This is a genomic window from Streptomyces swartbergensis, assembly GCF_002148965.1.
Classification (GTDB): Bacteria; Actinomycetota; Actinomycetes; order Streptomycetales; family Streptomycetaceae; genus Streptomyces; species Streptomyces swartbergensis.
Genome location: NZ_NGFN01000270.1, coordinates 1 through 11,868, shown reverse-complemented (window position 1 = coordinate 11,868; position 11,868 = coordinate 1). Strand labels below are relative to the sequence as shown.

General features: G+C 73.0%; 9 protein-coding genes and 1 pseudogene. 5 read left to right on the top strand and 5 right to left on the bottom strand.

Annotation, left to right across the window (positions count from 1 at the left end):
• From CA983_RS31995 to CA983_RS31980, 4 genes and pseudogenes are all read right to left on the bottom strand, one after another.
• Window positions 1–663, bottom strand: a pseudogene (locus CA983_RS31995) (hypothetical protein); the annotation flags it as partial.
• Window positions 660–2,381: a DUF3492 domain-containing protein gene (locus CA983_RS31990; RefSeq protein ID WP_086604292.1), complete on the bottom strand. Its 1,722-nt coding sequence runs from the start codon at window positions 2,379–2,381 to the stop codon at window positions 660–662. The gene CA983_RS31990 and the pseudogene CA983_RS31995, both read right to left, overlap by 4 nt.
• A gap of 290 nt (window positions 2,382–2,671) precedes the next feature.
• Window positions 2,672–4,378 carry a DUF3152 domain-containing protein gene (locus CA983_RS31985; RefSeq protein WP_086604291.1) on the bottom strand — a complete coding sequence of 569 codons (1,707 nt, stop codon included), beginning with the start codon at window positions 4,376–4,378 and terminating at the stop codon, window positions 2,672–2,674.
• Between the two features lie 8 nt (window positions 4,379–4,386).
• Window positions 4,387–5,421 carry an alpha/beta fold hydrolase gene (locus CA983_RS31980; protein WP_086604290.1) on the bottom strand — a complete coding sequence of 345 codons (1,035 nt, stop codon included), beginning with the start codon at window positions 5,419–5,421 and terminating at the stop codon, window positions 4,387–4,389.
• Window positions 5,422–5,723: 302 nt separating this feature from the next.
• Between CA983_RS31980 and CA983_RS31975 the strand changes: the two genes are divergently transcribed.
• From CA983_RS31975 to CA983_RS31960, 4 genes are all read left to right on the top strand, one after another.
• Window positions 5,724–5,945 (top strand): hypothetical protein, encoded by a 222-nt coding sequence (locus tag CA983_RS31975; protein ID WP_086604289.1) that lies wholly within the window; start codon window positions 5,724–5,726, stop codon window positions 5,943–5,945.
• 207 nt (window positions 5,946–6,152) lie between these two features.
• The gene (locus CA983_RS31970) at window positions 6,153–6,800 is read left to right on the top strand and encodes a TetR/AcrR family transcriptional regulator (RefSeq protein WP_020269805.1); all 648 of its coding nucleotides are present in this window, start codon (window positions 6,153–6,155) and stop codon (window positions 6,798–6,800) included.
• 135 nt (window positions 6,801–6,935) lie between these two features.
• Window positions 6,936–7,163 carry a DUF3107 domain-containing protein gene (locus tag CA983_RS31965; protein WP_086604288.1) on the top strand — a complete coding sequence of 76 codons (228 nt, stop codon included), beginning with the start codon at window positions 6,936–6,938 and terminating at the stop codon, window positions 7,161–7,163.
• Between the two features lie 201 nt (window positions 7,164–7,364).
• Complete coding sequence (locus CA983_RS31960; protein ID WP_086604287.1) at window positions 7,365–7,634, top strand: hypothetical protein; 270 nt, start codon at window positions 7,365–7,367, stop codon at window positions 7,632–7,634.
• 164 nt (window positions 7,635–7,798) lie between these two features.
• On the opposite strand, the gene CA983_RS31955 is transcribed toward CA983_RS31960, so the two are convergent.
• A complete protein-coding gene (locus CA983_RS31955; RefSeq protein WP_086604293.1) occupies window positions 7,799–8,554 on the bottom strand; it encodes a ferritin-like domain-containing protein in 756 nt (251 codons plus the stop codon).
• 475 nt (window positions 8,555–9,029) lie between these two features.
• Between CA983_RS31955 and CA983_RS31950 the strand changes: the two genes are divergently transcribed.
• Complete coding sequence (locus CA983_RS31950) at window positions 9,030–11,786, top strand: DEAD/DEAH box helicase (RefSeq protein WP_086604286.1); 2,757 nt, start codon at window positions 9,030–9,032, stop codon at window positions 11,784–11,786.
• The last annotated feature ends 82 nt before the right edge of the window (window positions 11,787–11,868 follow it).

Sequence of the window (11,868 nt, the reverse complement as noted above, 5' to 3'; positions counted from 1 at the left end):
GAGCAGGCCGTTGCCCAGGACGGCGTAGGCGACGAGCCATGCGGTCCAGGTCGTGGCCCTGTCGGGGGCTGAGCGGTCGGGTCTGCTCAGGGGGCCTCGGCGCAGGGCCGCCCGGAGGGCCAGGGCCACGGCGAGGGTGCCGGCCGCCGCCGCGAACAGGCGCGACCGGCCGTGGGTGAGGTGCACGGCGGCCACGGCGGTGGCGCACACCGTGCCCGGCAGGAGCGTCAGCATGGCCCAGTCGGCGCGTGCCCGTGGAGCGGCGGGCGCGGAGGGCGGGGGTGCGTCACCGTCCCGGGAGACCCGCGCGTACATCTCCTCCGCGAGGGAGAAGACGTCGCGGTGGCGGAAGCGGGCGGCGGTCCGGTCGGTGATGCCGTGCGCCTCCAGGCCCGCCGCGATCTCGAGGGGATCCACCGCGCGTTCGCAGAGCTCCCGGTGACGGTACATCAGCGCCTTCACCGGGTCGGCGGCACCACGATGCGGGGCGGACGACTTGCGGTCGGCAGCCACCTCCGGTGCGGACGCAGGCGTGGTCGCGGGCGTGGCCGCGGGCGTCGTCTCGGGCGTGGCCGCGGGGCTCGGCGCCTGCTCCGAGCGGGCGTCCCGCGCCCCCGGGCTCGTCGGGGTCTCCGGGCGGTCCAGTTCGCCCAAGCCGGTCATCGTGCACCCTCCGGGGCGGGGACGGGAGTGGTCGCGCGTACGGGTCTGCCCGTCGCCCAGCCGGGGCCGTCGCGGGTGACGAGGCTGGGCGACGGGGCGGCCCAGCGGATCGGGACGTGGTCCTCGGCGGGAACCGCGAAGGGCAGCGGCGCCCCTGTTTCGTCGAGGACCACGCGGCGGATCGGCGCCCGCGAGACGATCTCCAGGTAGATGCCGTGAAATGCCTCGATGTTCTGCTCGACCGTGAACAGTTCGAGGGCACGGGCGCGGGCAGCGGCACCCAGACGCGCACGGCGGTCGGGGTCGCGCAGCAGCGCCACGCACGCCTCGGCGAGCGCCCGCGGGTTGCGCGGCGGTACGACGAGCCCTGTGCCGCCGATGACCTCCACGACCGCGCCGACATCCGTCGACACCGTCACGCGTCCGCAGAGCATGGCCTCGACGAGGCTGATCGGGAAGCCCTCGACGACGCTGGAGAGGACGGTCACGGCGCCGGAGGCGTAGGCGTCGGCGGGGGCCGGGAGTTCGGGCCCGCCGATCTCCTCGAAGGACACCGGGTTGTCGCCGTCGGCGTGCGGCCCCTCGGCCTCGTCGGGGAAGAGCTGGGCGGCCAGGGTCCGGCAGTGGCCGAGGTAGGCCGTGCCCTCGGAACCGGCGGGGGTTCCGACGATGCGCAGGCGCGTCTTCGGCTGCCGCTTGCGGACCTCCGCGAAGGCGTGCAGCAGCGAGACCAGGTCCTTGGCGGGCTCGACGCGTCCGACCCAGACGAGCGTGTCCGGGTCGGCGCACTCCGGGGATTCTCCGACCTCGGCGAAGGGCCGGGCGTCCATGCCGGGGTAGACCGTGCGGAGCTTCTCGCGGTCGGCGCCGCAGCGCTCCTGCCAGCGGCGGGCGTGCGTGTTGCCGGACGTGACGACCTCGGCCCGTGCGTAGGCCTCGGCGGCGAGCCCGCCGTGGAAGGCGGCCAGCAGGGACCGTACGGCGGGTGGGGCGTCCGGGGCGGTCAGGTAGTGGGTGCGCAGGCGCACGCCGTACTCGGTGACCAGCAGGGGCACGCCGGTGAAGTGGCGGGCCAGCAGGCCCGGCAGGGCGGCCGGACCGCCGGACGCGGCGTGACAGAGGTCGACCGCGCCGAGCCCGGCGTCCTCGTACCAGTCGAGGGAGAGGGGGCGCAGGACGCGTTCCAGGTGTGCGGCCACGGCGAGCAGATCCGGTACGCGCGCCTCGCGCGCCGCGCGATGGGCGCCGGGCGCACGACAGGCGCGCTCCAGGGTGCGTACGGCGGCCTCGGAGCGGAGAGCTCCCACCAGACCGCCCTCCTCGCGGGCGAGGTCGGCGAGCCCGTACAGAGCGTTGCCGAAACGGTCCGCCTCAGGGGTCGACGTACCCTCGGAAGGCCCCGTGGCGGCGGTCGGCGCGCCCCCGGAAGCCCCGCTCAGCACGGCTGCCAGTTCGCCGAAGCACTCGGTGAACCGCCGGCGCGCGCGGCGGCCCAGGATCACTTCGTCGTCCTCGGCCATCCACAACGGCGCGGTGCGCACCCTGCGGACGTTCGGCGGCAGCGGGATCCAGCCCTCGTCCTCCTGGTGCTGGCTGCGGCTGAGCGCGTAGACGTCGAACTCGTGCTGTCCGAGCCCGCGCACCAGCCGGTCGCACCAGAGCCTGGCGTCACCGCTCACGTACGGATAGCCACCCTCCGTAAGCAGTCCGATGCGCACGAGTGCACCCCCGATCTCCCGTATGGGGAGCCGCCGTTGCCCGGCGGCTCGCAGCGGGACGAACGTATGCGGACAAGGCGGTGGTGCGACGGACGGTTGTCCATCGCACCACCAAAAGGGGTGAACGGTCGTAACTTTCGCGTGCGGATCGCGTTCCGTCGCGCTAGGAGATCAACCGGACACGGATCGTCATGCCGTGGCCGTCTGGCGTCGCCCGCCCGGCGTCGCGGGGCCGCGACTTCGGCACACGTCAGCGCGTTGCGCGGGCCGGCCGGCCCCTGTGACGCCCGTCAGCTTCCGGGATACGGCCAGGGGTTGGCCCGGCAGCGGATGCCGTCGTGGTCGAGGAACTTGGTCTGCTGCTGCATGACCGGGGCGAGGCCGCCGTCCTTGTCGCAGGTGACGTGGCCGTAGCCGAGACGGTGGCCGACCTCGTGGTTGATCAGCATCTGCCGGTAGGCGTGGATCTTGTCGCCGTACGTCTCCGAGCCCTGTGCCCACCGGTAGGCGTTGATCATCACGCGCTCGGTGGCGGCCGAGTCGCAGGAGACGTTGTCCACGGTGGTGTCCAGACCGGACTTGGCGCACCAGTCGGCGGTCGTGCCGGGGCTGGCGAGCGTGATCACGAAGTCGGGCTTGCCGGAGTAGATCCGCTCGAAGGTGCGCGCGCCGTTGTGGGCCCAGCTGCGCTGGTCGTTGAGCGTCTTCTGCACGGCCTCGGCGAACAGCTCGGCGTCGAGCCCGAGCCCCTGCTCCACGTCCACGCGATAGGTGAACTTCTGCCCCGTACCCGGCCCCTGGGCGATTCCGGGCACGGCGTCGAACTTGCCCGAGCCCTTGAACGTGGCGCCGAGCGGATACGTCTTGCCCATCTTCTCGTCGTACGTCAGTGGCTTCGCGCCGGCGTGCGGTGCGGGCGCCCGCCCGTTCGCACGGGACGAGGAGTCGCGGAGGTCGCGGGCCTGATCGGTGGCGGACTGCGACTGCACGTCGGCGCCGCCGGAGTCGTCGGTGACCTGGCCGGCGACGAGCACGGCCAACACGGTCGTGACGGCGGCGGCCGCGATGCCGGTGAAGGTACGGCCCTTGGCGCCCTTGACCGGCGCGGGTGTGCCGGTGGGCGCCGCGTCGTCGCCATCGTCATCGTCGGAGCGGATGCCGGCCGGGGCGCCCGCGCTCCAGTCCGTGACGGAGGCGTAGGCGTCCGCCGCGTGTGCGGAGGCGGGCGTACGGGGTGCGAAGACGTCGTCCTCCTCGTCGAAGGCCTCGAGATACTCCTGCCGCGGCCCGGGCACGGAAGCCCGCCGCTGCCGCGGTATGGGAGCACCGCCACCGGCCCTCAACTCACCCCAGCCACCTCCGGTTTCCCGCTGCTCGGGATGGCCGCCACGCGCTTGCGGGAAGCCGTGGGCGGGAGTCCCGTAAGTCCCGTCCGGAAGCCGAGGAACACCGCGCGCCGCCGCGCCATCGGGAAACCGCGGAAGACCCTGCGCTGGGGTCCCGTCGGGAAACCGCGGAAGACCCTGCGCTGGGGTCCCGTCGGGAAGCCGGGGAACGCCATGCGAAGGAGTCCCGTCCGGCAGCCGCGGAACACCCTGCGAAGGAGTCCCGTCCGGAAGCCGCGGAACACCGCGCGCCGGCGTGCCGTCGGGAAAGCGGGGCAGTCCCCGCGCCGGGGTGCCGTCGGGCAGGCGCGGAGCGCCGTGCACGGGCGTGCCGTCCGGCAGCCAGCCGTCCGGAAGACGCGGCATCCCCTGCGCGGGCGTCCCGTCCACCGGCGCGGGCCGAGGCCCCGGCGTCCTGCGAGGGCCCGCGCCCGGCGGCGGCCAGCCGCCCTGAGACGCACCGCGGGGCGGGGCCGTCCGGCCTCCCCGGCCCGTGTCCGGCGCCTGGCCCGGCACCGGTTGCTGCTCCGACCCGGCCCGGCCGTCCCGTACTGCGGTTGTGTCCGCGGTGTCACCCTTGGCGACCGGCCCACGGCGGCTGTGGCGTCCCACGTCGCGCCTCAGCCCCCCATGCTCTCGTCGGTGCCTGCTTCGTCGACGGCCTCGTCCGCGCGAGCCTTCCTCGCTCGCCGTTCGCCCAACTCCCCCGCGTCTTCGAGGAGTTCATGAAACGCCATGGCCACCGTCTCCGGATACTCCATCATGGCCACGTGCCCCGCGTCCGGCAACGTCACCAGCCGCGCGTCACGGTACGCCCGGGCCGCCCTCTGGGCCATCCGGAAGCCGACGAGTTGGTCACGGCCACCGTAGACGAGGAGGGTCGGCGCGAGCACCCGTTCGGCCTGGCGCCACAGTCCCTGCTGGCCACCCAGCGTGTACGCGTTGACGATCCCGCGCGCGGAACGCGTCATCGCGTCCCAGAAGTACGGTAGCCGCAGCCGCCGCTCCATCTCGTGCACGGCGTTGCTGAATCCTTCCGGCGTCACCCGCCCAGGATCCCCGTAACACAGCGCCATCACGCCGCGGACGCGCTGCTCGGCCGTCCAGTCCCGGGTCAGCCGGGTGAAGAGCGGGGCGACACCGGGCACCGCCAGCAGCGCTGTGGGCACGGCGGTGCGCTGCACGCGGATTTCGGGCAGAGCGGGCGACACGAGCGTGAGCGTACGGACCAGATCGGGCCGTACCGCGGCGACACGGGTGGTGATGGCGCCACCGAGCGAGTTCCCGAACAGGTGCACGGGCCCGCGACCGGCGGCGTCGAGGTACCGGATGACCGCGCGCGCGTGCCCCGTGACGGAGTAGTCGCCGTCGTCCGGCGGCGGGGAGTCGCCGAAGCCCGGCAGGTCGAGGGCCTCGCACTCGACGACGTCGTCCAGCAGCGCCATCAGCGCCGACCAGTTCTGCGAGGACCCCCCGAGTCCGTGCACGTACAGCGCGGGAGCCAGCCCCTTGCGCACGGGAGGCCTCGACCGCACCGTCAGCGTGACCCCGGGCAGCTCGACCGACCTGAGCCGCTCGCCCTCGGCGACCCTGACAGCCCCCACCTTCGGCAGCACGTTGGCGGGCGGCACGAACGGCAGCTCGGTCGAAGACATGCGCCAATGTTACGAGACGATCACGTAGTGGCTCATGTGTTCGCCGTCACAGGAATCGGCCATGTGGGGCGGGCACATGAGGCAGACACGGGGAAGGCGCTCCTGGAAGGAAAGGCACCCGGGAAGGGGGAGGCGCCTGGGAAAGACAGGGCATACAAGAAGCATTCAACGGGATGCGCACTGCGTCACGTCCCGGACGCGGATCGCATAGCGTCCGGATCGGGTGTCTCCTAGGCTCGTAGAGAGGGCACCCGCGTGTGGCCCCTGCATTCCCAGGGACGTTCGTAGGAAGGGAGCCCAGCATGGCCGTAGACCCCACAGACCCGGAGACCTTCGAGACCGAGGAGGTGCCGGAGACGCCGGACGACGTCGAGGCCCCCGAGGCCGACGCGGCCGAGCAGCACACGGACGTCACACCGAACCGCGACGAGCCGCTCACCCGCCTCGACCCCGACCGCGCCAACGAGGCCGACCTGGTGGATCAGGCCCGGATCGTCACCCTCGACGAGGACGACTACCGGTGACGCACGCCGCCGGGCGGCGACAAGGAGCATCACCGAGCAGGAAAGGAGCCGCATTTTGCCCGCTCTGACCCTGTTTGAAACCTTCTCAACCGCTTTCGTAACCGTCCGGTCCGTGAAATTCTGCGCTCTCACCGCGCACACCACGGTTACCGAAAAGTACGATGGCGACGCGGCCAGATCCGCACATGGACGAACATGGGAGGCGGCGTGACAGCCATCGAGCAGACAGAGGCGGTTCGCCCGCGGGGCACTCGCCTGCCGCGCCGTGCCCGACGGAACCAGCTCCTGGGTGCCGCCCAGGAGGTCTTCGTGGCCCAGGGCTACCACGCGGCCGCGATGGACGACATCGCGGAGCGCGCCGGCGTCAGCAAGCCGGTGCTCTACCAGCACTTCCCGGGCAAGCTCGACCTCTACCTCGCGCTGCTGGACCAGCACTGCGAGTCGCTCATCCAGGCCGTACGGAACGCGCTGGCGTCGACCACCGACAACAAGCAGCGCGTCCGGGCGACGATGGACGCCTACTTCGCGTACGTCGAGGACGACGGCGGCGCCTTCCGTCTGGTCTTCGAGTCGGACCTGACCAACGAGCCCGCCGTGCGCGAGCGCGTCGACAAGGTCACGAACGAGTGTGCGGAGGCGATCTGCGACGTCATCGCCGAGGACACGGGCCTGTCGCGCGCGGAGTCGATGCTGCTCGCCTCGGGGCTGGGCGGCCTCGCCCAGGTGGTGGCCCGGTCCTGGCTGCACAGCGACCGCAGCGTGCCGCGCGACCAGGCCGTACAGCTGCTCGCCTCGCTCGCCTGGCGCGGCATCGCGGGCTTCCCGCTGCACGGAACCGACCAGCAGCACCACTGACGGCCGCCTTGTTCCCGCCCGCTGTTCGCTCGTGGCGTTCTCGGGCGGAGCATGCCGGTCCCCTCACCGGGCTAATGTGTGCTGCGTACGGCGCGGAAGGTCGCGCACATCACTGACCGTCGGAGGGACATAGCCGTGGAGGTCAAGATCGGCGTGCAGCACGCGCCCCGCGAGATCGTTCTGGAGAGCGGTCAGAGTGCCGAGGAGGTCGAGCGGGCGGTGTCCGAGGCGCTGGCCGGGAAGTCAGCGCTGCTGACCCTCGTGGACGAGCACGGCCGCAAGGTCCTGGTCCCGGCCGACCGTCTCGCGTACGTCGAGCTCGGTGAGCCGGCCCCGCGCAAGGTGGGCTTCGGCGCTCTGTAGGCGCATGTGTGGAACGGGGCGGGGCGGCTGTCGGCCGGCCCGCCCCGTTCGCGTTTTCCCGTCCCCGCGGCACCCCGTGCGGCACACGGGTTCCTCCCCGGACGGAGCACGATTCGCCCACAGAAGTGGATTGGATTCCGCAGGTCAGGGGTATGACGGGCTACGACCGATTCGGGCAGGCCAGGTGGGAGGGACCCCGACATGCTCCTGGAAGCGCTGAGCTCCGCGATCCTGGGCCTGGCCCTGGCATGGGCGGCCACGCATCGCCTGGCACATCGCCTTCCGCCCCGACCCCTGGTGCTGTCGACCGGTGTAGCCGGCGCCCTCTTCGGGGCCTTCGTCATGCACAGCGCGCTGGACGCCGGGCACTGGCTGCTGGTGCTGCTCGGCGCGGTGATCGTCTCGGTGGCCTCGCTGTCGCTGCTGCTGCGCCCCGCGGGGCGCCTGCGCCGACGATCGGCGACGGCGTAGCCGTTGCTGTCAGGGGCGCGGGGAATTGCGCGCCCAGCCGACAACGGCCCGCACGACAACCGCCCGCACGACAACCGCCCGCACGACAACGGCCCGCAGCCGCGACACAGCCGGAACCACCCCGTGCGGCGCGCTGCACCACCAGAACCACCCTGCGCGCAGCGCTACGCGGCCAATCCCAGCGCAGCCATCCGCTTGGTGTGCGCCTCGGTGATTCGGGAGAACATCTTGCCGACCTCGGCGAGGTCGAAGCCGTCCGCGACACCGCCCACCAGCATGGTCGACAGCGCGTCCCGCTCGGCGACCACCCGCTGGGACTGCGACAGGGCCTCGCCCATCAGCCGCCGCGCCCACAGCGCGAGCCGCCCGCCCACCCGCGGATCCGCGTCGATCGCGGCACGCACCTTCTCCACGGCGAAGCCGCCGTGCCCGGTGTCGTCCAGCACGGCCAGCACCAGACCGCGGGAGTCGGAGTCCAGCCGGGCCGCGACCTCCCGGTAGAAGTCACTGGCGATGGAGTCGCCGACGTAGGCCTTGACGAGGCCCTCCAGCCAGTCCGAGGGGGCCGTCTGCTTGTGGAACCCGTCGTAGGCCGCGACGAACGGCTCCATCGCCCCCGTCGGCTCCTCCCCGATCTCGGCGAGCCGGTCGCGCAGCCTCTCGAAGTGGTGGAACTCGGCCGACGCCATCTTCGCCAGCTCCGCCTTGTCCTCCAGCGTCGGCGCCAGCTTGGCGTCCTCCGCGAGCCGCTCGAACGCCGCCAGCTCCCCGTACGCGAGCGCACCGAGCAGGTCCACGACCGCGGCGCGGTACTGCGGGTCGGCGGAGGCCGTCGCCCAGTCCCGGGCGGCGACTCCGGTGTGTTCGGCCGGGGTGGCGGTGGTGTCCGAGGCGTTCTCAGGCTTGTCAGAGCTCGTCATGAAGCGCACAATAGCCCGCCCGCCGGGAGGCGTAAGGCCCTGGTCAATCAGTGTGACGACGACTACGTGACCAAATCGGCCATCGCATGTGCGGGATTCCGGGGTATGGTGGTAATGCGCCTGCTGGTACGTCGACGTACCTCGACAGGCCGCACGTATGAGGATGCCCGGTCGGAGGCCCGATCGGCTCCGACCCGACAAACCTCCCGTCCGTACGGCACTTGCGTGCGGATGCCGGAGGGACACCCTCAGCGGCATGAGCGCTAGAGCGTCGGCGCGGTCCCGTGCTCTACGGCCCGCCCGTAGGCAGCCGACGTCCCCGGCACGGTCCGACAAGACCCCCGCGCTCGCCTCGCGCCGCCCACACAGAAGAGGCAGCACCCTGACTACGACGTTCCGAGAGCTCGGGATCCTTCCCGAGACCGCCGAGGCCCTGGAGGCCGTCGGCATCATCACCGCCTTCCCCATCCAGGAGATGACGCTCCCCGTGGCCCTTTCGGGCTCGGACGTCATCGGCCAGGCCAAGACCGGCACGGGCAAGACGCTGGGCTTCGGCCTCCCGCTCCTCGAGCGCGTCACCGTCCCCGCCGACGTCGAGGCCGGACGCGCAAAGCCCGAGGACCTCACCGATGCCCCGCAGGCACTCGTCGTCGTCCCCACGCGCGAGCTGTGCACGCAGGTCACCAACGACCTGCTGACCGCGGGCAAGGTGCGCAACGTGCGCGTCCTCGCCATCTACGGCGGCCGGGCCTACGAGCCCCAGGTCGAGGCCCTGAAGAAGGGCGTCGACGTGGTCGTCGGCACCCCGGGCCGGCTGCTCGACCTCGCCGGGCAGAAGAAGCTGAACCTGAAGCACGTCAGGTGCCTGGTCCTCGACGAGGCCGACGAGATGCTCGACCTGGGCTTCCTGCCCGACGTCGAGAAGATCATCAACATGCTGCCGGTCCGGCGCCAGACGATGCTGTTCTCGGCGACCATGCCGGGCGCGGTCATCGGACTGGCCCGCCGCTACATGTCGCAGCCCACGCATATCAGCGCCACGTCGCCGGACGACGCGGGCAAGACGGTCGCGAACACCAAGCAGTACATCTACCGCGCGCACAACATGGACAAGCCGGAGATGGTCGCGCGCATACTGCAGGCCGACGGCCGGGGACTGGTCATGGTCTTCTGCCGTACGAAGCGCACCGCGGCGGACCTCGCCGACCAGCTCCAGCAGCGCGGCTTCGCGTCCGGCGCGGTCCACGGCGACCTCGGCCAGGGCGCCCGTGAGCAGGCCCTGCGGGCCTTCCGCAACGGCAAGGTGGACGTCCTCGTCTGCACCGACGTCGCCGCCCGCGGTATCGACGTCGAGGGCGTGACGCACGTCATCAACTACCAGTCGCCGGAAGACGAGAAGACCTACCTGCACCGCATCGGCCGTACGGGCCGCGCGGGCGCCAAGGGCATCGCGATCACGCTCGTCGACTGGGACGACATCCCGCGCTGGCAGCTCATCAACAAGGCGCTGGACCTGGGCTTCAGCGACCCGCCGGAGACGTACTCCACGTCCCCGCACCTCTACGCCGACCTCGGCATCCCCGAGGGCACGAAGGGCGTCCTGCCGCGCTCGGAGCGCAAGCGCGCCGGGCTGGAGGCGGAGGAGCTGGAGGACCTGGGCGAAACGGGCGGCCGGGGGCCGCGCGGGCGCGGCGGCCGAGGTCGTGGCGGCCGGGACGAGTCCCCGTCGGCCGACCACGAGCGTTCGGCCCGTACGCCGCGACGTCGCCGCCGTATGCGCGGCGGGACGCCGCTGGACGGAGCGCCGGAGCCCACCGGCACCGCCACTGCTGACACCACGGCCACGGGCGGCTCCGCCGAGGCGGAGGCCGTCACGGCTGCGCGCACCCCGCGTCGCCGTCGCCGCACCCGCGGTGGCGCCTCTGGCGAGTCGGCGCCGGTCACGGCGGTCGAGTCCCCCGCGCCCGAGCCGGCGGAGAACGCCGTGGCGACGGCGGAGGGCACGAGCACGGAGGGGTCGCGCCGGCGCCGTACGCGCAGGTCGGAGACGCCGGCGGTGGAGGCCGAGGCCGCGGTGACGCCGTCGGCTGCCGCGGAGGCCCCGGCTGAGGCGGATGCCGCGCCGGTCGTTGCCGCCCCGGCGACCGACCAGGCCGAGGCTCCCGCGTCCAGGCCGCGCCGCCGCACCCGCAAGAGCACGGCCGCCTCGGCGGCCGAGTCGGCGCTCGACACGGCCGAGGGGACCACCGAGTCCGCACCGGAGCCGGCGGAGACGAAGCCGCGGCGCACCCGCAAGACGGCTGCCGCGTCCGAGGCCCCTGCCGCTCCGGCCGAGGCCGCGGAGACCCAGCCGCGCCGCACGCGCAAGGCGACCGCCGCAGAGGACGCCGTCGACACGGCCGAGACCGCCGCGGCGAAGCCCAGGCGTACGCGCAAGGCAACGGCAGCGGCGGAGGACGCCGGCGAGGCGCAGGCCACCGAGCCCAAGCCCCGCCGCACGCGGAAGACCACCGCAGCAGCCGAGACCGCCGCCGACACGGCCGAAGGCACGGAGACCAGGCCGCGCCGCACCCGCAAGGCCGCAGCCGTGGCGGAGGACGCCGTCGACACGGCCGAGACCGCCGAGGCCAAGCCCCGCCGCACGCGGAAGACCACCGCAGCGGCCGAAGCCGCCGCCGACACGGCCGAAGGCACCGAGGTCAAGCCGCGCCGCCGCACCCGCAAGGCCGTCGAAACCGCCGAGCCCGCCGAGTCCGTCGCCGCCGGGATCCCGGCCCAGACGGCTCAGGAGCCGGAGGCCGCCGAAGCCAAGCCGAGGCGTGCCCGCAAGGCGACGGCCAAGGCCGAGGCGAGCGTCGACACGGCCGAGAAGACCGAGGCGAAGCCGCGCCGTACGCGGAAGACGGCTGCCGCGACGGCGGATGCCGAGACCGCCGAGGCCAAGCCCCGCCGCACGCGGAAGACCACCGCAGCCACCGCAACGGCCGAAGCCGCCGCCGACACGGCCGAAGGCACCGAGGTCAAGCCGCGCCGCCGCACCCGCAAGGTCACCGAGCCCGCCGGTATCCCGGCACAGGCCGGGCAGGAGCCGGAGGCCGCCAAGCCGCGTCGCACGCGGAAGACCGCGACGGCCGCAGCCTCCGCCGACGTCGCGGACGACGCGGTCGAGGCGAAGCCGAGGGCCCGCCGCACCCGCAAGGCCACGGCCGGCGCGGAGCCCACGGAGGGCTGACACTCTCCCTGATGGCCCGGCCCCACCCACGTGGTGGGCCGGGCCATCGGCATTCCCCCGAGCGCAGCCGCCCCTCATCTCC

Bases quoted from the DNA above. Each gene is read 5' to 3' on its own strand.
- CA983_RS31975 (WP_086604289.1), top strand. From the start codon at position 5,724: ATGGCCGTAGACCCCACAGACCCGGAGACCTTCGAGACCGAGGAGGTG.
- CA983_RS31955 (WP_086604293.1), bottom strand. From the start codon at position 8,554: ATGACGAGCTCTGACAAGCCTGAGAACGCCTCGGACACCACCGCCACC.
- CA983_RS31980 (WP_086604290.1), bottom strand. From the start codon at position 5,421: ATGTCTTCGACCGAGCTGCCGTTCGTGCCGCCCGCCAACGTGCTGCCG.
- CA983_RS31950 (WP_086604286.1), top strand. From the start codon at position 9,030: ATGACGCTCCCCGTGGCCCTTTCGGGCTCGGACGTCATCGGCCAGGCC.
- CA983_RS31960 (WP_086604287.1), top strand. From the start codon at position 7,365: ATGCTCCTGGAAGCGCTGAGCTCCGCGATCCTGGGCCTGGCCCTGGCA.